Source organism: Amphibacillus xylanus NBRC 15112 (genome assembly GCF_000307165.1).
Lineage (GTDB): Bacteria > Bacillota > Bacilli > Bacillales > Amphibacillaceae > Amphibacillus > Amphibacillus xylanus.
On sequence record NC_018704.1, the window covers coordinates 713,216 to 735,109 of the forward strand.

General features: G+C 35.2%; 22 protein-coding genes. 18 read left to right on the plus strand and 4 right to left on the minus strand.

Features of this window, described 5'->3' with window-relative positions; translation table 11 throughout:
- The first annotated feature begins 2 nt into the window (after positions 1–2).
- The 11 genes from AXY_RS03605 (at position 3) to trxB (ending at position 10,989) form a co-directional block, all read left to right on the plus strand.
- A complete protein-coding gene (locus AXY_RS03605; RefSeq protein WP_015009417.1) occupies positions 3–206 on the plus strand; it encodes a PspC domain-containing protein in 204 nt (67 codons plus the stop codon).
- On the plus strand, positions 203–565 hold the full coding sequence (locus AXY_RS03610; protein WP_015009418.1) for a phage holin family protein: 363 nt from the start codon (positions 203–205) through the stop codon (positions 563–565). Before AXY_RS03605 ends, AXY_RS03610 begins: the two co-directional genes overlap by 4 nt.
- Positions 566–1,028: 463 nt before the next feature.
- Positions 1,029–1,829 carry a hypothetical protein gene (locus tag AXY_RS03615; RefSeq protein ID WP_015009419.1) on the plus strand — a complete coding sequence of 267 codons (801 nt, stop codon included), beginning with the start codon at positions 1,029–1,031 and terminating at the stop codon, positions 1,827–1,829.
- 442 nt (positions 1,830–2,271) lie between these two features.
- Positions 2,272–4,014: an aminodeoxychorismate synthase component I gene (gene pabB / locus AXY_RS03620; RefSeq protein WP_015009420.1), complete on the plus strand. Its 1,743-nt coding sequence runs from the start codon at positions 2,272–2,274 to the stop codon at positions 4,012–4,014.
- A gap of 133 nt (positions 4,015–4,147) precedes the next feature.
- Positions 4,148–5,101, plus strand: coding sequence for an HPr(Ser) kinase/phosphatase (hprK, locus tag AXY_RS03625; RefSeq protein WP_015009421.1), 954 nt, complete (start codon positions 4,148–4,150; stop codon positions 5,099–5,101).
- An 18-nt stretch (positions 5,102–5,119) separates the two neighbouring features.
- Entirely contained in the window at positions 5,120–5,947 is an 828-nt protein-coding gene (gene lgt / locus AXY_RS03630) for a prolipoprotein diacylglyceryl transferase (protein ID WP_015009422.1), read from the plus strand.
- A gap of 82 nt (positions 5,948–6,029) precedes the next feature.
- A complete protein-coding gene (gene ppaX, locus AXY_RS03635; protein ID WP_015009423.1) occupies positions 6,030–6,671 on the plus strand; it encodes a pyrophosphatase PpaX in 642 nt (213 codons plus the stop codon).
- Entirely contained in the window at positions 6,672–7,196 is a 525-nt protein-coding gene (locus AXY_RS03640; protein WP_015009424.1) for an acyltransferase, read from the plus strand.
- A gap of 79 nt (positions 7,197–7,275) precedes the next feature.
- Positions 7,276–8,859, plus strand: coding sequence for an FAD-dependent oxidoreductase (locus AXY_RS03645; protein WP_015009425.1), 1,584 nt, complete (start codon positions 7,276–7,278; stop codon positions 8,857–8,859).
- Positions 8,860–8,920: 61 nt separating this feature from the next.
- Complete coding sequence (locus tag AXY_RS03650; RefSeq protein WP_015009426.1) at positions 8,921–9,934, plus strand: tetratricopeptide repeat protein; 1,014 nt, start codon at positions 8,921–8,923, stop codon at positions 9,932–9,934.
- Between the two features lie 104 nt (positions 9,935–10,038).
- Positions 10,039–10,989, plus strand: coding sequence for a thioredoxin-disulfide reductase (trxB, locus tag AXY_RS03655; protein ID WP_015009427.1), 951 nt, complete (start codon positions 10,039–10,041; stop codon positions 10,987–10,989).
- Between the two features lie 170 nt (positions 10,990–11,159).
- On the opposite strand, the gene AXY_RS03660 is transcribed toward trxB, so the two are convergent.
- Positions 11,160–11,882, minus strand: coding sequence for a MurR/RpiR family transcriptional regulator (locus AXY_RS03660; RefSeq protein WP_015009428.1), 723 nt, complete (start codon positions 11,880–11,882; stop codon positions 11,160–11,162).
- Positions 11,883–12,083: 201 nt separating this feature from the next.
- On the opposite strand from AXY_RS03660, the gene AXY_RS03665 reads away from it, so the two are divergent.
- Positions 12,084–13,400, plus strand: coding sequence for a 6-phospho-beta-glucosidase (locus tag AXY_RS03665; protein ID WP_015009429.1), 1,317 nt, complete (start codon positions 12,084–12,086; stop codon positions 13,398–13,400).
- Between the two features lie 339 nt (positions 13,401–13,739).
- Positions 13,740–14,096: a hypothetical protein gene (locus AXY_RS12220; protein WP_051007526.1), complete on the plus strand. Its 357-nt coding sequence runs from the start codon at positions 13,740–13,742 to the stop codon at positions 14,094–14,096.
- Between the two features lie 120 nt (positions 14,097–14,216).
- Here the strand turns inward: AXY_RS12220 and AXY_RS03675 are convergent, their stop codons facing one another.
- The 3 genes from AXY_RS03675 to AXY_RS03685 form a co-directional block, all read right to left on the minus strand.
- Entirely contained in the window at positions 14,217–14,522 is a 306-nt protein-coding gene (locus AXY_RS03675) for a heme biosynthesis protein HemY (RefSeq protein WP_015009431.1), read from the minus strand.
- A 1,007-nt stretch (positions 14,523–15,529) separates the two neighbouring features.
- Positions 15,530–17,407, minus strand: coding sequence for a heavy metal translocating P-type ATPase (locus AXY_RS03680; RefSeq protein ID WP_015009432.1), 1,878 nt, complete (start codon positions 17,405–17,407; stop codon positions 15,530–15,532).
- A gap of 239 nt (positions 17,408–17,646) precedes the next feature.
- The gene (locus AXY_RS03685; protein WP_015009433.1) at positions 17,647–17,880 is read right to left on the minus strand and encodes a heavy-metal-associated domain-containing protein; all 234 of its coding nucleotides are present in this window, start codon (positions 17,878–17,880) and stop codon (positions 17,647–17,649) included.
- A gap of 264 nt (positions 17,881–18,144) precedes the next feature.
- On the opposite strand from AXY_RS03685, the gene AXY_RS03690 reads away from it, so the two are divergent.
- From AXY_RS03690 to AXY_RS03710, 5 genes are all read left to right on the plus strand, one after another.
- Entirely contained in the window at positions 18,145–18,594 is a 450-nt protein-coding gene (locus AXY_RS03690) for an 8-oxo-dGTP diphosphatase (protein WP_231841426.1), read from the plus strand.
- A gap of 22 nt (positions 18,595–18,616) precedes the next feature.
- Positions 18,617–19,498 carry an RNase adapter RapZ gene (gene rapZ / locus AXY_RS03695; protein ID WP_015009435.1) on the plus strand — a complete coding sequence of 294 codons (882 nt, stop codon included), beginning with the start codon at positions 18,617–18,619 and terminating at the stop codon, positions 19,496–19,498.
- Positions 19,499–19,502: 4 nt separating this feature from the next.
- A complete protein-coding gene (locus AXY_RS03700) occupies positions 19,503–20,471 on the plus strand; it encodes a gluconeogenesis factor YvcK family protein (protein ID WP_015009436.1) in 969 nt (322 codons plus the stop codon).
- A gap of 15 nt (positions 20,472–20,486) precedes the next feature.
- Positions 20,487–21,440, plus strand: coding sequence for a DNA-binding protein WhiA (gene whiA, locus AXY_RS03705; protein ID WP_015009437.1), 954 nt, complete (start codon positions 20,487–20,489; stop codon positions 21,438–21,440).
- 128 nt (positions 21,441–21,568) lie between these two features.
- Positions 21,569–21,826, plus strand: a complete 258-nt coding sequence (locus tag AXY_RS03710; RefSeq protein ID WP_015009438.1) for an HPr family phosphocarrier protein — start codon at positions 21,569–21,571, stop codon at positions 21,824–21,826.
- The last annotated feature ends 68 nt before the right edge of the window (positions 21,827–21,894 follow it).

Consider the following 21,894-nt stretch of genomic DNA (forward strand, 5'->3'; position numbering starts at 1 on the left):
AAATGTCAAAAAAATTGTATCGTTCAAATCAAAACTACATGTTGGCGGGTGTGCTAGGTGGGATCGCAGAGTACTTTAGACTCGATCCAACGATTGTACGTTTAGTTTATGCTGTTTTTTGGATATTTACTGCTGGTATTGCACCAACAGCAATCTATATTGCGGCAGCTATGATCATCCCAAAAAGTGATGTGTATAATCGATGAAGCGTGCACTGTTATCTTTAGTTTTAAACGCTATTGCCTTGTTGCTTGTTGCTGAAATCTTTTCTGGCTTTCATTTAGAATCGTTTGGTGTCGCAATTATCGCCAGTTTAATTTTGGCGATCTTGAATGCAGTCGTCAAACCAATCCTACTGTTCTTTACACTACCGATTAATCTGCTAACTCTCGGTCTGTTTACTTTTGTGATTAATGCGGTCACATTGATGCTAACTCAGGCGTTAATTGGATCAGATTTTGTCATTGATAGCTTTGGTGTGGCAATCCTAGCAGCGATTGTTTTATCAGTGATTAATTTAATCTTAAATAAGCTCGTGAAAGATCCACTATTAACGAAAAAATAGATAATAATAGTTCTGTAATTAATGGTGTCGGTGAGTTCATTCGAACTCACCGACACCATTTGTGTATATCTATAAAGAAGGAACAGCGGACAACTTTATAAAAAAATTGAAATATGATATATAGAAATTACACAAATTTTATATGAAACATATTAAACATTACCTAAAAAAATAGCTATTAAGAGAATTTATTTGAATCATCAAATCAACAAGTTAGTTAAATAAATACATTATTACTAATTTAATATGTACTTTTTAGATTATTTATGGTAAAATACCCCATGTAAAGGAATGATTATAATATAATCAAATTTTAAGAATGTGGAGAAAACAAAAAAATATTAAAAGGAGACTATCATGAAGAAATTCATTACCTTATTAGCATTTTCCTTATTTTTTTTTCATAACTAATCCTGTATTTGCAAGTGACTTAACAAAATCTGATTTTGAAAGGTTTCAAAGAATGGGTTTTACGGATAGTGATATAGCTGATCTAACCGAGAAAGATTTAGAGTATTTTAAAGATATTGATGGGGAATTGATAGAATTTACCGAAACTCATTATGAGGTGATAACTGATAGTGATGGTGAGATATTAGAGTTTATTGAATTAGAAGAAGAAGATTTTGAAGAAAAAGTGGAAATTGAAGAACAAATGAATAATGAAGATTCTGTGATTAGATTGCCGAACAATAAACTTCTGAGTACATATAGTACAAAGGCGTGGTCAAGCACTAAAGAATCAAGTTTTATAAAATTAAGAGCCTTCGTAAATAAGATAAACACAGATGATTATCAATTTCGCTTACATTGGGAGTGGAAATCAGTCCCGAAAAATAGATTCTTTGACGCAGCGGCAATAACGCACAGTTCAGATTGGGATATATTGGGTAATTTCAACGCTCGTAATTCAGTTGATATAAGAAGAAATAGTAATAATTCTTTAATAAGAACTTCACATGCTTACTATTCTAAAGCAAGTACAACTTCTTTATATGGATTGGGTTTAAGATTTGGAGTTTCTAATGGGGTTATTTATGATTCGGGACAACAATACATAAATAACTTTAGAGGATATATGGTATATCATGCGCGAAAAGGAAAATCATCGATGATAAATAGTTCAATTCATGGTCAGTACGCACACGCTAAAATTGGAACTAATTTTTCTATCAACTTAGGGACTAGCAATTCATTTGGTGTATCACCGTCGATTACGCACCAAAAAGCTAGTCCAGCAATTGTGAACTTTCCTATAAGATAACTGACAATGAATTTAAATCATAATAAAGGGAATGATTAATTTGGTAAATAAGAAACAAAGGTTTATTACAGTGTATCATTTATTCATTTACCAAATTTATATTGCAACATTTTGTACGATTATTAGTTTCACGGTACCGATTTTTAAATTACAAGAGTGGTTAGCTTTGCCGATGCAATTTATGTACATTTTTTCTCCGATCCTATTGTTTGTTATGCTATATGAAAATGTGAAATTTTATAAACGTTTAAAATTTACCGGAATACAAGTAATTAACATATTAGTAGTTATGTTCCTTTACGCGTATATATTTTTCATTTATTAATTCGATCATAAAAGGTTCTATGACAAGTGATAATTGAAGAAAATTTTCTTCAGTTTACCATTTGAAGTAGAGCCTTTTTAATTTATACTTAGAAGAGATTAAGAAACGAGGTGCAGGATGGAAGAGATTTTATTGCAATTTGATTTTAAAGATAAAGATTATGATCAAGCTCAATTACAATTTACAAAGCCTGAACGCGTATTTACAACGGATCAGGTCGATCAAGTGATCCCTTTACTTGAGCAGCTTGAAGCTGAGCATAACCGTGGCTTGTATATTGCTGGATATATATCATATGAAGCCGCTCAGGCATTTGTGCCGAACTATCGGACAATGAAGCAATTAAATATGCCACTCGTGTGGTTTGCTAGTTTTGAAGAGCCTGTTAAATTAGACCTTGAAAAATCTACAACATCTTATACGATTTCAAACTGGCAGGCGACAATGAGTAAGCAACAATATTATGAACGGATTAACTTGATCAAAGCTGCAATTGAACGTGGTGATACGGGTCAAATCAACTTTACTACTCAATTAACGAATCAGTTCAGTGGCGATTCATATCGCTTTTATCAGCAATTACTTGAAAACCAACAAGCATCGTATAGTGCATATTTAGACATTGGTAGATTCAAAATCTTATCTGCATCTCCTGAACTTTTTTTCAAAATTAAGCAAAATAAGGTGACAACTCGACCGATGAAAGGAACGATTAAACGAGGGAGAACCTTAGCTGAAGATCGGGAGAACAAGGACTATTTATTGAATTCAGATAAAGAAAGAGCAGAGAATTTAATGATTGTTGATGTTTTAAAACATGATTTGAGTAAGCTAGCCGTACCAGGATCAATTGAGGTTCCAGAACTTTTAACAGTTGAAACTTACCCAACATTGCATCAAATGACGTCAACGATAACTGCACAGTTAAACGACACTAGCCGAATTGTTGATTGGTTTAAAGCATTATTTCCGTGCGGCTCGATTACAGGTACACCTCGATTAGAGACAATGAAAATGATTGACCAATTAGAAATAACGCCAAGAGAAGTATACTGTGGGGCAATTGGTTATATTACACCAGAACGTGATGCTATTTTTAATGTTCCGATTCGGACGGTTGTGATAGATAGAGAACAGAATATGGCGACTTATGGAGTTGGTGGAGGAATTACAGCAGGATCTGAGGCTGCAAATGAATATGCTGAGATTAAAACAAAAGCAGCCATATTAACAGCGAAGAACCGCCCTTTTTCCTTAATTGAATCAATCCGATTAACAGAAGGGCAGTATCCGTATCTCGATACACATTTAGATCGGCTGGCTGAATCTGCAGAGTATTTTTCATATCGATTTAATCGCATTAATACTTGCGAAAAGTTGATCGCTTTAGCAAAGCAATTACCAGTAAAAGATTATAAAGTTCGGTTACTGTTAAAATCAGATGGAGACATTCAATTAGATTCAGAGGAAATTAACCTACCTCTACAACCAGTTAAATCTTATTTAGCTCCATTACCGATCGATAAAGAGAATCGCTATTTATATCATAAGACAACAATTAGAGATCATTATCAGAAACTTGAAGTCGATGCAGAGGATAACTTTTCAACACTATTGTGGAATGATGATGGTGAGTTAACGGAATTTACAATTGGAAATATTGTTTTAAAAATTGCTGATCAGTATTTGACACCTCCGATCGATGTAGGGCTGTTACCAGGTGTTTTCCGTCAAATCTTACTTGAAGAAGGAAGAATTAAAGAAGCTAGATTAACTAAAGCAGATTTAGAACGTGCTGATGAAATTTGGTTAATAAATGCTGTAAGAGGCTGGGTAGAAATTGAAACTATTTGTAAATAAAAACGTCTATATAGTCTGGTAGACTTATTTGTTGAATTTTTAACCATGATTCGTGCGAAGAAGACAAATAAGTGCTACAATAAAGAGACTAATTAGCTTTGCTATCTATGTAGGATAGATGGAGGGAATGTCGATGTCAAAAGTACAAACGAAACACTTAATTAAACAATTTAATCTTAAGATTCTTGCTGGTGAAAAAGGCCTTGATCGAGAGTTTATCATGAGTGATATTTCTCGACCAGGAATCGAATTAACAGGTTATTTCCGTTATTATCCTAAAGCGAGATTACAAGTTCTAGGTAAGACTGAAATTTCATACTTAAATGAGCTTTCTAAAGAAGATCGAATCGATCGAGCAAAAAGACTTTGTACTAAGGTTACGCCTTGTATAGTCATTACAAGAGGACTTGAAGCACCGCAAGAATTGATTGATCAGTGTAATGAGGCGGATGTGCCATTACTTAGCTCACCATATAAAACGACACGGGTAGTTAGCCGTTTAACGAACTTTTTAGAAGCAGAATTTGCTCCATTTACAACAATGCATGGTGTGTTAGTTGATATCCATGGTGTTGGTGTCTTAATTACAGGACAAAGTGGTGTTGGTAAGAGTGAAACAGCTCTTGAACTCGTTAAACGTGGGCATCGACTTGTCGCAGATGATAGTGTCGAAATACGTCAAGAAGATTATGACCGCTTAATCGGTAGCTCACCAGAATTAATTGAGCATTTACTTGAAATTCGAGGATTAGGCATTATTAATGTCATGACATTATTTGGTGCGAGTGCCGTAAGATCGCGAAAAGAAATTGATTATGTGATCAATTTAGAAATTTGGAATGAAAAGAAACAGTATGATCGAATCGGTATTGAAGATGAAATAATTCGAATCATTGATGTTGAAATTCCAAAAACAACATTACCAGTTCGTCCAGGAAGAAACTTAGCTGTTATTATTGAAGTAGCGGCGATGAACTTCCGATTGAAACGACTAGGAGTCAATGCGGCTGAAGAATTTTCAAAACGTCTTACAGAAATGATCGAAAAGGAAAAAGAAAATCTAGAAAACGGTATTAGATATGAATAGTCGTAAGGAGGATTTATTTTGACTTTACTTAATGCGCCATTAAATCCTGTCTTTTTACAATTGGGCCCGATAAAAATTTACTGGTACGCAATTTTTATCGTTACAGGTGTTATCGTCGGTTTGCAATTAGCGACAAAAGAAGGATCACGCCTAGGTATTAAAAAAGAGACATATAGTGACTTACTATTATGGGCATTACCAGTTGCTATTATTTCTGCTCGTCTCTACTACGTTATCTTTGAGTGGGATCGCTATATTGATAGACCATGGTGGAGCGTTTTTGCTGTTTGGGAAGGTGGACTGGCAATTCACGGTGCGCTAATTGGTTCAATCGTTACAACAATGATCTTTGCAAATAAAAAGAAGATCCCTTTTTGGAAATTAGCTGATATAGCTGCACCAAGTATAATCATCGGTCAAGCTATTGGTCGCTGGGGTAACTTTATGAATCAAGAGGCACATGGTGGACCTGTTTCACAGGCAGCCTATGAAAATTTCCTTCGATTCTTACCTGATTTTATTGAAAAACAAATGACGATTGAAGGTGTCCTATACCATCCTACCTTTTTATATGAATTTTTATGGAACTTACTCGTTTTTGCCGGATTGTTATGGTTAAGACGCCGTAATCCGCTTCGAGGGGAAGTATTTATTACTTACCTAATCTGGTATTCAATCGGACGTTTCTTTATCGAGGGGCTACGAACAGATAGTCTTTACCTATTTGATCTTATTCGAACTGCACAGCTCATTTCATTGCTAGCGATAGTAGTTGGTATCGGGTTAATTATTTATCGTCGTAAGTCGGGTCAAGCAAATGTTCGATATAATGGTAAAAAGATTTAATCGAACAACCTGCTGATTTTAACTAAATTAGCAGGTTGTTTCATGAAAATAGATAAAGATCATTTATTGGGGGGGAAAGACTTTGACAATTCGTACTTTATTATTTGATTTAGATGGAACATTAATTGATACAAATCCATTAATTATTGAATCATTTATTTATACAATTAAAAAGCATACAGGAAAAGTCTATACTAAGGAACAGGTTTTACCTTTTATTGGACCACCATTAATCGAGTCCATGCAAAAGATTGATCCAAACCAGGCTGAGGAACTCATGCATACATATATTGACCACAATATAAAAAACCATGAAGGATTTGTTGAGCCTTATCCAACGGTTGTGGAGACAATTAAGACTTTGTATAAAAAAGGTTATAAGTTAGCGATTGTAACGACTAAAATTACAGAAAATGCTCGTCTAGGCTTAGAAATTACAGGACTTGCACCATACTTTGATGTGGTAATTGGATTGAATGAAGTTGAGAATGCTAAACCTAATCCAGAGCCAATTTTTAAAGCTCTCGATGCGTTAGGTGAAACCCCTGAGCATGCCCTGATGATCGGTGATAATTATCATGATATTGAAGCGGGGCAAAATGCTGGAACGAAAACAGCAGGAGTTGCTTGGTCAATCAAAGGAAGAGAAACGCTTGAGGCACTATCCCCAGACTATATGTTAGAGGAATTAGCAGATCTATTAAAAATATTAGGAGTGGAATAAATGCGTAAAACAGAACGCTATCCAGTTGAAGGCTCAAATGCGCTATGGCAAATGTACAAAACCGTGCCATTCCTAAAAGTGATTAAGAATTTTCTCGTCATTCAAACTGCACGTTATACACCGTGGCTACCAATGAAAAATTGGCTCTATCGTCATTTGCTAGGTATGAAAGTTGGCGATAAAACAGCTTTTGCCTTAATGGTAATGGTAGATTTACTATTTCCGGAGCGAATTTCTGTCGGTAAGGATACGGTAATTGGTTACAACACGACCATTCTTACACATGAATATTTGATTGATGAATATCGCATTGGTGATGTTAAAATTGGTGATCAAGTCATGATTGGTGCTAACAGTACAATCCTTCCAGGAGTAACAATAGGTGATCGTGCCACAGTAGCAGCTGGTACGGTTGTTACTAAAGATATTGAGGCAGGAAGTTTTGTTGGTGGTAATCCAATGCGAGTCATTTACACCAAAGAAGAGATGGAACAACGAAAAAAAGCGAAACAGACTATTGATTGACTTGGAATGACTCGCTTCCAATACTCATTCGATCGTTAAAATTTCACTTATTTGTATGAAGATTTAGGGGGGCAAATAGATGAGATTATCAAATCGAAATCGAGAAGAAACGCTACAAGCTCTAAAAGGAAAAACATATGATTTGCTTATCATTGGCGGAGGTCTAACCGGATCAAGTATTGCACTCGATGCAGCAACTCGTGGGATGGATACCGTTTTATTAGACATGGCTGACTTCGGCTCTGGTGGCTCATATCGCCAAAGTATGCTGAGCTTTGAGCAAGGCGATTACTATTACAAAACGTGGAAAAATCTAGAGAAAGAAAAGGAAACTATCGCTACGAACTTTTCCGCACTTTATCAACCGACGACAGGGATGTATCTAAAATATCGTGGTGATTTAGACCTGAAAAATTTCACAAACATTAAGCGTGGGCTCTTATTTCCAATTAGGAAAAAGCAGTCCATTCACCTAACTAAAACATTACGTCATAAAGAAATACTTGAATATGAACCTAAGGTGAATCCGAAACAATTAGAGCGAGGTTACTTATTTGAAAATGGTCTAATTAATCGATCATTAATGGCAATTGAATTAATTAAACAGGCTAATCAACTCGGCACAGCAGCTGTCAATTATTTAAGAGTAACTCAATTTATTTATGATCAAGATGATCAAATTATTGGAGTAGTTGCAGAAGATCAAATTAATGGTGATTCTGTTTCAATTTACGCAAGAAGAATCATTAACGCAACAGGGAAATATTTTAATCGAATTAGAAAACTTGATGTCTCTGATCAACAACAGCAACTTCCCCCAATTTTAAATAAAAAAACGATAATGTATCTTAATACACCTATACCTCCTATTAATCGGATTCTTTCGTTTAATGATGCTAAACGTGATGCTTATGTTACGATAATTCCAGCCAAAGGAAATCTTCTCTTAACGTCTGTAGAAAAGCTTGTCCAACCGACAACTTTATCTAGTCAACCCTTAGAATCAGATATCGATCACTACCTAAATTTATTAAAACAAGTGATCAAAGACGAAGAATTTACAGTAAACGATGTGACAGATGTTAACCTAACATATGAGGTACAATATGAATCGAATAACGATTTATCAAGCTTGGTTATGGTATCAGATGCAGGTCTAATTTCAGTATTGGGTACAGGAACCGAAGCCTATCGACTGTATGCAGGCGAAATCGTTGATATGATTGCAAAAGGTTTGAAAAAAGAAGTTAATATTCTATATTCTAATTCAGAGACTAATGTTTTAACGATTAATAAGAAAAAAGAAATTGAAGAATTAGAGACGCTAACAATTGATCAAGAAGACTTGGCTCAATTGACCAAAGTGTATGGTGACCGAACACCCCAACTGCTCGAATACTATCATCATTGTGAAATGAAGCATACAGCATATGAAATTAATCAATTATTATGTGCAGAACTGCTTTATTCAATTGAGCATACGGCCATCTATACACCGCTTGACTTTTTTGTTAGACGTTCTCGGATTGACCATAATTTAGATGAAATTAAACAACAAACGACAGGCATACTTAATTTGTTAGAAAAGAAATTAGCCTGGACTAAAGAAGAACGATCATATTTTGAACGTGAATTAAAGATATGGTTAACTGAACAATCATAAAATATTAAACTATAAATAATTCAATTCACAATTCTAAGAAATTATGTAAAAGAGGCGAATAGTGATAGACAAGAATAACAAGACGACAAAAAATTATCCAAAAGCAATCATCCCATTTATACCCGACGCTAAGTTTTATTTTTCCAAAGGGGTCGATGCTTTTTACAAACGAAAATTTGATCTCGCCTTAAAGTGGATTAAAAAAGCAACTGAAGCTGACCCAGATGAACTACTTTATCCAATACAAATGTCAGTAGTTTATACTGAGATGGAAGAATTTCATCTCGCTAATCAAATATTAACAGAACTGTCTCAGCACAACCATGAGCAATATCCTGAACTTTATTATTTAATGGCAAATAATTATGCCCACTTAGGTCTATTGAAAGAGGCAGAAAAGTTTGCCTCTCTTTATTTGGAAAAAGATATAGAAGGTGAGTTTCGTTCAGAATCTGAACAACTGCTAACATTGTTAGAACTGGGGTTATCTGAAGAAGATGATGACTTTGACTTTGATTTTGAAGAAGATGAAATGCTGATTTATCAAGAAACAGCCTTTTATCATATTCAACGTCATGACTGGCATGAAGCAGGGAAAATTTTAACTGAAATGATTAAACATTTTCCTGATTACTTAATTGCAAAACACCAGTATAACTATGCATTGTTCTTTGTTGGTAAGCAAGAAGAGGCGATTCGCTTAGAGGAAGAGTTGTACAAGCAGTCCCCTGAATCAACACACAGCATCACTAACTTAATTGTTTTTTATCAAGAGACGAATAGACGAGATCAAGCAGAAGCATTAATACGAAAACTTACTAATGTTTATCCAATTCATTGTGAAACAGGCTTGAGAATTGCGATTACATTTGCTTATCTTGGTTATTATAAAGAAGCGTATCGACGTTTCTTAACATTACCTAAAGCCAAGTTAAGAAATCATCTGGATTATTTCCGTTACTTTTCTAAAACAGCGGCTGCTTTAAATCATCAAAACTTAGCAGAGAAAATTTGGGCAGAGGGATGTAAGAAGCATTCAGAACTAGCTGATGAGCCTTTACCATGGCTTAAGTAACGATTAGTGTGAGCAGATTATTAGACGTCATTCATGAAAAATACGATAATGGGTATATAAAAGATGAGCGAAAAAGTAATCAGAGTTGAAGGGATTTGAGCAAGATGATAGAAGAAAAAATTTATGACGTAATAATTATTGGTGCAGGACCAGCAGGTATGACAGCGGCAGTTTATGCATCTCGAGCAAATATGGATACATTAATGATTGAACGAGGAATTCCTGGCGGGCAAATGGCTAACACAGAAGATATTGAAAACTATCCAGGATACGAAAGCATTTTAGGTCCAGAGTTATCAACTAAGATGTTTGAGCACGCTAAGAAATTTGGTGCGGAATATGCTTACGGTATGATTACTGAAGTGATCAACGACGACCCTTATAAAATTGTCGTAGCTGGTAATAAACAATATCGAACAAAATCAATTATTATTGCAACTGGAGCTAAACATAAGACATTAGGTGTTCCAGGAGAAGAAGAGCTTGCTGGCCGTGGTGTATCATATTGTGCCGTTTGTGATGGTGCATTCTTTAAAGAACGTGAGCTATTTGTAATTGGTGGGGGCGACTCAGCAGTCGAAGAAGGTATGTACCTCACTAAATTTGCAAGCAAAGTGACAATCGTTCACCGAAGAGACCAACTACGCGCTCAAAAGATTCTTCAAGACCGTGCATTTAAAAATGAAAAAATTGATTTTATTTGGGACACAGTATTAAAATCAATCAATGGCATAGATGGAAAGGTCGGCTCTGTTACTTTGGAAAATGTTAAAACAGGAGAAATCTACGAAAAGAAAGCAGATGGCGTCTTTATTTACATCGGCCTAGTACCAATGAGTGAACCTTTTGAGTCATTAGGTATCACTAATGAAGAGGGTTATATCCTAACAAATGAAAACATGGAAACAAAAGTACCAGGTATTTTTGCAGCTGGTGATGTACGCGTAAAAACACTTCGTCAAATTGTAACTGCTACAGGTGATGGTAGTATTGCTGCTGAGAATGCACAGCTTTACGTAGAACAATTTGAAGAAAGATTAGCAAAGGTAAAGTAAATCTAACCAGGCTTACAATAAGTTAAACAAAGCTTTACCTCTTCTTAATCAGGCTGTAACAAAAATGAAACACTGCTGGGGTATACTATAACTAACTTAATTAACCCCCTTTTTTATAATATATTTTGACGCACAGACGCAAGTTGTCTGTGCTATTTTTTTGGCTGAAATTAACTGTTTAAATGGTGGATTTGCCTAGCAATCGACTCAATAATAAATACGACAGGCACTTGGCTGGTGATGTTTGTATATTGATAAAATTCTTCAGTTAGATAATATGTAATATTAATATCTGACATCATGCCGATTGTCGTTTGTTTGTTGTTTGTAATACCAATAACTTTACTGCCTTTTTGTTTAAGTTCATTTAACTGATTAATAGTTGCGTGACTTTCACCAGAAACAGATAAAGCAATCGTCACACTATTTGTTTGGATATTTGAATGAATCGGATAAGAAGCATCTTTAATATATAATGAAAACTTCCCTACACCAGAGAAATAGCGTGCACCATATTCAGCAAGGATACCAGAGCTTCCATTGCCGATAAAAATGATATGATCAGCAGCTTTAACTAATTCAGCAGCTTCTCGAATGAGTTGCTCTTGCTCTGAGGTAAAATTACGCTCAAAAAATTCAATCACAGGGTGATGTCTACTTTTAATTGACTGCTGTTTTTGCTCTTGATCAAGTTTAAGCTTTGTTTTAAATTCGGAAAATCCGTCACAGCCAACCTTTTTACAAAAACGTAAAATCGTCGTTGTAGAAACGTGTGTTTCTTCGGCCAATTCTCGAATCCTCATATAGGCGACTTTATCTCGATTTTGACTTACATAACGATAAATCGCCATATCAAGTTCATTAAATGATGCAATCCGTTCACTTGTAAACATAAACACCCTCCTAATCCTTAAACAATTCAGCTTAAGTATAGCATGAATGCATAATAAAACACACTGTTTTTAAAATGTAACAAGTAACAGTTGGTGTGATAACGAACAGATTGTTGAAATTGACTATGCAGGTGAGATCGCTTTCGGTACACTAAATTTAAGGATATAAAATTTTTCTGAATTTAGTTGAGGAGGATAATGATGACAAAAGGCATTAAAATCGTGACAATAGGCGGTGGGTCAAGCTATACGCCTGAATTAGTAGAAGGTTTTATCAAACGCTATGAAAGCTTGCCTGTAAGTGAATTATGGCTTGTAGATATTCCTGAAGGAGAAGAAAAGTTAAATATTGTCGGAGGACTTGCGAAACGGATGATTAAAGAAGCAGGTCTACCGATTAAAGTTCATCTTACATTGAATCGTCGTGAGGCATTAAAGGACGCTGATTTTGTCACAACTCAATTTAGAGTAGGCTTACTAGAAGCTCGTGCAAAAGATGAACGGATTCCATTAAAGTATGGCGTGATCGGTCAAGAAACAAATGGTCCTGGTGGATTATTTAAAGGATTAAGAACAATACCAGTTATTTTAGATATTATTCGTGATATGGAAGAACTCTGTCCAAATGCTTGGTTAATCAACTTCACAAACCCAGCAGGTATGGTAACAGAAGCAGTACTTCGTTATAGCAACTGGCGGAAGGTGATTGGTCTATGTAACGTACCAGTGGGCATGAAGATGGGCATCGCTGCTCAGCTAGGTGTTGAGCCTGAGCGTGTTCATATTGATTTTGCTGGACTTAATCATATGATATATGGGTTAGATATTTATCTTGACGGAGAGCTTTATACTGACAAATATATTAATTTGATAACTTCAGAAGATGAGTCGAGCGGAACGATGCAAAATATCGTTGATTTGAAGTGGGAACCTGAATTTATTAAAGCACTTAAAGCAATACCATGTCCATATCACCGTTATTACTACAAGACAGATGAAATGTTTGATGAGGAAATGAAAGCTGCTGAAACGGTAGGGACAAGAGCTGAAGTCGTCCAAAAGCTAGAGAAGGAATTATTCGAACTTTATCAAGATGAATCATTAACGATTAAACCTCCACAGCTTGAAAAACGTGGCGGTGCCTATTATAGTGATGCAGCTTGTAACTTAATTGACTCCATTTATAATGATCGAAAAGATATTCAACCTGTTAACACGATGAATAATGGTGCAATCGCAAGTATACCAAATGATTCAGCAGTTGAAATTAATTGCGTGATCACGAAAGATGGACCAAAGCCAATCGCAATCGGCGACTTACCGGTAGCAACGAGAGGACTTGTCCAACAAATAAAATCATTTGAAAGAGTTGCAGCTGAAGCGGCAGTAACAGGTGACTATCAAACGGCATTATTAGCAATGACGATCAACCCATTAGTACCTTCTGATACAATAGCAAAAGAAATCCTTGATGAAATGTTAGAAGCACACAAGGAGCATTTGCCACAGTTTAATTGAGATATGACGCTAAAAAAATGACTAAATATTTTTAGTCATTTTTTTATGTTGAAATTAAAGTTATGTTAGGAAATTTATTCTATTGGTAGAAGATAAAAACCAAATTACTTTAAAAGATACCGAAAGTTAATTGAAATTAATAATAGCAATAGATAACGTATAAAAATCTAAAGAATGACTATTAAAATAGTGAAAACTTTGTATAAATGTACCCTATTTTACTAATATCTACTTGTTAACCAACAGTTTTACGCATAGACGGACCATTTAGCTTCTGTTAAAATAAATCCAAAGAAGATTGTCTAATTTTGTATAAGAAAGATGAAAGGAGGAAGAAAAGTGAGTGAAGAAATAACAAAACAAGATATACTTGTAGCTATAAAAGAATTAGCCAATCAAATATCAGAAACGGATGCTCGGAACAAAGATAGGATAGATTCATTAGACAAGCGATTGAGTAGCAAGATAGAGTCGTTAGACAAGCGATTGAGTAGTAAGATAGAGACGCTAGATAAACGCATGAGTGACAGAATTGACACACTTGAAAGACGGATCGATACAATGGATCAAGATATTAAGCAAGAGTTAAATAAAATTAATCATAAAATAGATGTGATTGATAGTCAACTAACTATACTTTCAGGCAGCTTAACAAAAACGCAAGCCGAAGTTAAAGTTTTACAAGATACGAAATGATATAAATAAATTATACCAATATAGTGACATACTCCGTTTTAGATAAGCAAAACATACTATCTAAAACGGAGTATTTGTATTTCATAAAGCCCTATTGATTTCACTTATTTTCCAATAAAATTAATGATTTAGCGGCCAACCCTTAGTATTATTAACGATCTGAAATCCTGGATTATCGCCAACATAAAAATATTGAATCCACACGCCATCAAGGAAATCCACTCGTGAATCAAGTAAGATATCAATATCTTTATCAGTTTTTACAATTTCATCATGTTCTGTGGGTGTGTCAAGCATCATATCATAATGTGCATGATTTCCATGAACTTCAGTAACAAACACGCGAATCATCTTACCTTGTGCTTCTTCTGTAGCGAGGATTTTTTTTAGTTCTTTGGCGGCATTGCGGTTAATTTTACATTTCATGATCTTAATCTCCAATCAATTTAAATTAGTTGTTATATTATCGCACAGTGCGATACTTATTGTCATGAATTTTGATTGATTTTATGCAAGAGATTATTGATAAGATCATTAGTAAAGAGGCTGATACAAGACCCACCTAAAATCTCACTACATTATTCTGTTTTAAAAGTCGAACGTGTGTGTATTTTCCCAAACTTGAGTGCATTTCGCAAAACTTGAGTGCAATTCGCAAAACTTGAGTGTATTTTCGCAAACTTGTGTGCAATTCTCGAAACTTGAGTGTATTTTCGCAAACTTGTGTGCAATTCTCGAAACTTGAGTGTATTTTCGCAAACTTGTGTGCAATTCTCGAAACTTGAGTGTATTTTCGCAAACTTGTGTGCAATTCTCGAAACTTGAGTGTATTTTCGCAAACTTGAGTGTATTTTCATAAACTTGAGTGTATTTTCGCAAACTTGAGTGTATTTTCATAAACTTGAGTGTAATTCGCAAAACTTGAGTGTATTTTCGCAAACTTGTGTGCATTTCGCAAAACTTGAGTATATTTTTGCAAACTTGTGTGTATTCTCGAAAACTGGAATGCATTTTACCAAGTTGAAAATAAAAATAGACAAACAAAAAATGGCTTTGACCAAATTATTGTTTGATCAGAGCCATTTTATTCTTTGTTGGCTAGTTATGAACCGGCCTCTTTGGTTTAAAGTAACAGATAAATTTTTATTTATATTCCCCGTTTGTTTCGGGTGGAAATGATTAATTTCGTTAATTGATTCAAACTTTTATGATCTAACTATAACGATTAATAAAAACTTCGCTTTACCGCGGTACATCATCTACTGGTTGTTCTCTAACCTAAGCAACGCAAGCCCTACCTGCTCTTACGTCCTTGCGACCCTATAATCGCTCCAGTGTGAATAAGCATCTTCAAAAACATTGTAGAATGCCAGATTCTTTATTTGTTACTGATATTTAATCATACCACTAATGTATTTGATTAGCAAGAGATTTTATTTTTCAGTGTTACTTTGTCCGCGATTTTTTAATTTAAAACCAAGTAGTCTCATACCGTTAAAGATAACTGCTAGTATACTTGCTTCATGTACTAACATACCAATCGACATATTCATCCAGTCACTGAAGAACACGCTTGCTAATAGTACGAGCACTACTCCAACTGCGATAACAATGTTTTGTAGCATATTATTTGCTGTTGCCTTTGTTAAGCCTAGAGCATGTGGAAGTCGACTCATGTCAGAGTTCATTAAGACAACATCAGATGTTTCAATTGCAACGTCTGTTCCACTTCCCATTGCAATTCCGATATCAGCTAGTGCTAATGAAGGACTATCATTGACACCATCACCAACGAAAGCGACAATTTGACCTTGTTCTTGAAGGTTCTTTAGGTAAGCTGCTTTGTTTTCTGGTAACATGTGGCCATGTGCCTCCGTTAGGCTAAGCTCTTTACTGACTAGATCAACTGTACCTTGATTGTCTCCTGAAAGTACGATTAAGTTCTTTACACCGAGACGTTTTAATCTTCTTAAGTCAGCTTTAACTCCTGGGCGAATTTGGTCCCGAATCCCCATTAAAATCTTCAACTCGTTATCTACTGCTGTTAGAACGATAGAGTTACCGTTTTTCTCAAATTGTTTAACATCTAACAGTGCTTGTTTGCTAAATTCAACATTTTCCTTTTCCATTAAGGCAACATTGCCCACCGCAACTCTGTGGCCGTTAACTGTTGCAACGATTCCGCCACCTTTAACAACTTCTGTATCTACAACTGGAGAGTAATTTGTTTCACCAATATCTTTTATGATAGCTTTAGCCAATGGGTGGTCTGATTCACGTTCAATACTTGCAAGATAACCAAGTGCTTCATCTATATTAGTTCCATAATATATTTTTTCAGCAACTTCTGGATTACCAACTGTTAATGTTCCTGTTTTATCGAATAAAATTGTCTCGACACGACTGAAATCATGGATAACTTCGCTACCTTTTAGCAGGACACCATGACGTGCACCGTTTCCAATGCCGGCGACGTTTGAAACAGGAACACCAATGACCAATGCACCTGGGCATCCGAGAACTAAGACAGTAATTGCTAACTCAACATCTTTTGAGAAAATCCAAACAAAGAAGGCCAATACTAATACTGCTGGTGTGTACCATTTGGAGAAGCGGTCAATAAATCGTTCTGCTTCTGATTTTGAGTCCTGAGCTTCTTCAACTAATTCAATAATTTTACCGAATGTTGTATCTTCACCAACACGATCGGCACGAATTTGAATTGTACCATTTTCTAATATCGTTCCTGCAAAGACATTGGCTCCTTTTTCCTTACCAACTGGTTCTGATTCTCCAGTGATACTTGCTTCATTAATATAGCCTTCACCAGTTAAAACAGTGCCATCAACTGGAACTTTTGCACCTGTTTTAACGAGTAAAATATCACCTTCATCAACATCATCAACGTCAACTTCTTCAAATTCACCATCATCCATTAGTTTTAAAGCACTTTCTGGAGCAATCTCAGTTAATTCTTTGATTGCAGACCTTGTTTGATTAAGTGTTCGTTGTTCTAAAAATCCACCGAATAAGAATAAGAAAGTGACAATTGCTGACTCTTCATAATTTTGAATTAAAAAAGCACCACCAACAGCAATCGTGACTAATACATCGATGCTGACAACCTTAACTCTTAAGGCTTGATAGGCTTGAATTGCGATTGGCGCAGCCCCTAATATTGAGGCGATAATAAATGTTATATTAAATATAGTTAAATTATTAAAACCAAAGCGAAAAATGAAACCTAGAACGATGAGTACACCACTAATCCATGTGATGCGATTTTTTTGACTTAAGATCTTTAGTTGCATCTTGACTACTCCTTTTGTAAATTTATTTTATCTTTATTTGTTAATTCAACTATATCGAGTTTAGAAAACGAATGAATTGATTAAGATCAAGTTTTAAAATAAAGATTCATCGTTCAGTGACTAATTTATCGAATAAAAAAAACTAGAGCATAGCAGTATGCAAAATATTTAAGAAAAATCTGATCTGCATAAATCTAAGCTCTAGCATCGCTAAACTTGATATTTAGTTAATTCAAGCATTATGAAGGTTTAACTTTTGATTTAATGACTGAATAGCCCATTTTTTCAATAGCTTGTTCAATTGATTCAATTGGTGTTACGTCAGCATCAAAATCTAACTTTACTTTGCTTGAGTTGAATAGAACTTTTACGCTATCTTTATCAACACCCGCAACATTTTTTACAGCACCTTCAATTTTTTGCATACATGATGGACATGCTAAATCTTCTAAAGAAATCGTTGCTTTTGACATAGTCAGATTCTCCTTTAATTAAGTTAGTCTTTTATGATTAAGTTCATGATATCCTGTTTTCCTAATTAAATAATTGACCTAGATCAATTTTTGAAAAATAGTCTAAGATAACTTTTGTTAAAAGAATGATTCTATAACTAAATCACACGAAAATTCCAGCTGTCTGCTTGAGCCTAACTCAAATTGGATTGCTAGTCAGTCTTAGCCAGTTATAGTATAATGAAATCTGAATATAGTAGAAATGAGTGAGTCAATTTGCAACGTGTGACTAATTGTTTAATTATCAAAGGTGAGGAAGTTTTACTACTGAAAAAACCTCGACGTGGTTGGTATGCAATGCCAGGAGGAAAGATGGAAGCTGGCGAATCGGTGTATGAATCAGTAATTAGAGAGGTTAGAGAAGAAACTGGTTTAACGATCATAGGTCCTCAATTATCTAGTGTTGCGACAATGACAAAAGCTTCTGCATCAGCCGCGTTAAAAGAGTGGATGATGTTTACATTTATTACTGATCGCTTTTCAGGTGAATTAGTTGATGAGTCTCCTGAGGGTGAACTTGAATGGATCCCAATTTCAGAAATTGATTCTATTCCAACTGCTCCGAGTGATCGCTTTATCCATCAAGCACTTTTAACTAAGAAAAAACGTCTGTATGCAAGTTTTGATCTTGATGAGGATGATCAATTAAATGATTATCGAGTGAATGAACAATAAATTAGAGGGAGGAAGTTTAATTATGACAAGCAGTCAAGAAACGAAGCTCGTCATTATAACAGGGATGTCAGGTGCGGGAAAGACTGTTGCTGTTCAAAGTTTTGAGGATTTAGGTTATTACTGTGTTGACAACTTGCCTCCAGCTCTATTACCGAAACTGGTTGAACTTATGAAGGACGCAAATAATACGATCAATAAAGTAGCACTTGTCATGGATTTACGTGGTAGAGAATTTTTTGATTCATTGTTTGATGCGCTTGATCATTTAGCCGAATCTGATTGGCTAGAAGAACACATATTATTTTTAGATGCCCAAGATAAAATGCTTGTTTCAAGATATAAAGAAACAAGAAGAAATCATCCATTAGCTCCGGGAGGGTTACCTCTTGAAGGAATTAATCTAGAACGAAGAATGCTTGCTGACTTACGTGGTCGTGCACAATTCTTTATTGATACGACAAACTTAAAGCCCAAAGAATTACGTGAAAAGATTATTGCTAAGTACGGCGAAGAGAAACAAAAAATATTTTCAATTCATTTTGTTTCATTTGGATTCAAGTACGGTATGCCGATAGATGCCGATTTAGTTTTTGATGTCCGATTCTTACCGAATCCTCACTATGTTGAACATCTACAGCCGTTGACTGGTTTAAATAAAGATGTGAGTGATTATGTATTGAAGTGGACTGAGACACAGAAATTTAACGAAAAATTATCGGATTTATTAAGTTTTATGTTGCCACAATATAAAAAAGAAGGAAAGTCTCAACTTGTTATCGCGATTGGCTGTACGGGGGGACAACATCGTTCTGTAACACTTGCTGAATACTATTCGAAGTATTTTTCAAATCAGTATATTACTCATGTTTCACATCGAGATATTGATAAAAGAAAGGGCCGTTAAACTAATGAAATCCAAAAACAAAAAAGTCACCGTTATAGGTGGTGGGACAGGGATGCCTGTCCTTTTACGTGGACTAAAGCATTACCCAATTCACTTAGCAGCAATTGTGACTGTCGCCGATGATGGCGGTAGTTCAGGTCGGCTAAGAACAGAAATGTCAATGCCAGCACCTGGCGATATTCGAAATGTAATTGCTGCATTATCAGAAGTTGAACCGATGATGGAAAAGTTATTTCAACATCGATTCACTAATGGAGAAGGACTTATGGGTCATTCAATGGGGAATTTATTCTTAGCTGCGATGACTGCCGTAACAGGTGATTTTTACACTGGAATTAAGGAAATTGCCCGAGTTTTTAATGTTAAAGGTAGAATCTACCCAATTGCAAATCAAAATGTTGTACTAAATGCAGAAATGCTCGATGGTGAAATTGTTACAGGTGAATCTAAAATTCCATTAGCAAATAAAAAAATCAAACGAGTTTTCGTTGAACCTGAAACTATTGTCCCTTTACCAGAAGCGATTACAGCTATTAAAGAGTCGGATCTTGTCGTCATTTCTCCAGGAAGTTTATATACAAGTACATTACCCAATCTAGTCGTTCCTCAAATTGCTAGTGCTTTAAGAGAAGCAAAAGGTAAGGTTGTTTATGTTTGTAATGTGATGACCCAAGTAGGCGAAACTGCTGGTTATACAGCTGCTGATCATGCGCAAGCAATTATTGATCATGTTGGTGAAGGCTGTCTTGATAAGATCATCGTTCATAATAAACAAATTACTGAATCCGTAAGAGAAAAATATGCTGAAGAAAATGCAGAACCAGTAGAATATGATTTAGATCGATTGGCTTCACTTGGATTAGAAATTATTGAAGCAGATATTATTGATGAAAACCAAAAATATTTACGCCATGATAATAAAAAGGTGGCGGAAATACTTTGTTCTTTAATTGGTATCGATCCTAAAAATTAGGGAGGTGAGATCACCATGTCGTTTGCATCAGAGATTAAAAAGGAAATGACTCAAATAGAAAATGATGATTGTTGTAAGGAAGCAGAATTAGCAGCATTGATCCGGATGAATGGGGCGATTTCAATTGCTCGTGAATCTTATGTGTTAGATATTCAAACAGAGAATGCTGCTATTGCAAGACGTATTTATACATTAATTAAATCAACATATCCATATCCAATAAAATTACTCGTCCGTAAAAAGATGAAGTTAAAGAAAAATAATGTCTATATTGCCCGAATTGAAGAAGGGGCAAAGGATATCCTTCAAAGCTTACATATTCTAGCTGAACCCTTCTCATTGATCCGAACTATATCTGATAAATACTTAGCAAAAGATTGTTGTAGACGAGCATATTTGCGAGGGGCTTTTTTAGCTGGTGGGTCAGTTAATAACCCTGAAACGTCATCATATCATTTGGAAATTGCTAATGCTTATGAAGAACATAATCAGTCACTTTGTGAGTTAATGAATCGTTTTGATTTACGAGCGAAAATTCTCGAACGACGTAACGGATACATTACGTATATTAAAGAGTCAGAGAAAATAACAGAGTTTCTCAACTTAACAGGTGCACACCAAGCTTTATTTAAATTTGAGGACGTCCGGATTATGCGGGACATGCGTAACTCAGTTAATCGGTTAGTAAACTGTGAAACTGCCAACTTAAATAAAACTATTGGTGCAGCCTTTAGACAGGTTGAAAACATTAAATTAATTGATCAAGTTGTTGGCCTAGAAACTTTGCCCGTTAAGCTACAAGAAATTGCTAAGCTTAGGGTTGAACACCAAGATGCATCATTAAAGGAACTTGGGGAAATGGTTACTGGTGCTAAGATTAGTAAATCAGGAGTTAATCATCGCTTAAAGCGAATTGATCAAATCGCTGATCAAATTAGACAGGAACAAGGACTAAAAAAGCCATATTAATTAAATGATTATTTTTTACATTTTTTAAACGGGTTCTTCAAATCAAGTCATTATTAGGTTATAATTAAGTTGTAAGTCATCATATACTTAAATAGCTTTAATGGTAAATTTGAGAGGAGCGCTTTAATATGGTTGAGAAGTCAGTAGTTGTTGCGGTTGAGCCGGGATTACAAGCAGATAAGGCCGCGAAATTTGTACGTGAAGCAAATCGATTTGCAGCAGAAATTTATTTAGAGAAAAAAGGCCGTCGCATTAATGCGAAAAGTATAATGGGCGTGCTAAGTCTAGCCATTGCAAGCGGAGATACGATTACGCTATTTAGTGATGGCTCTGACGGAGAAGAGGCAATTGACGCATTAGTTGCATGCGTAACGGAAACAAATTAATACAAAATAATAGATTTATTCAGTTATATTAAGCCATCCAATTAAGGGTGGCTTATTTTATTTTACAA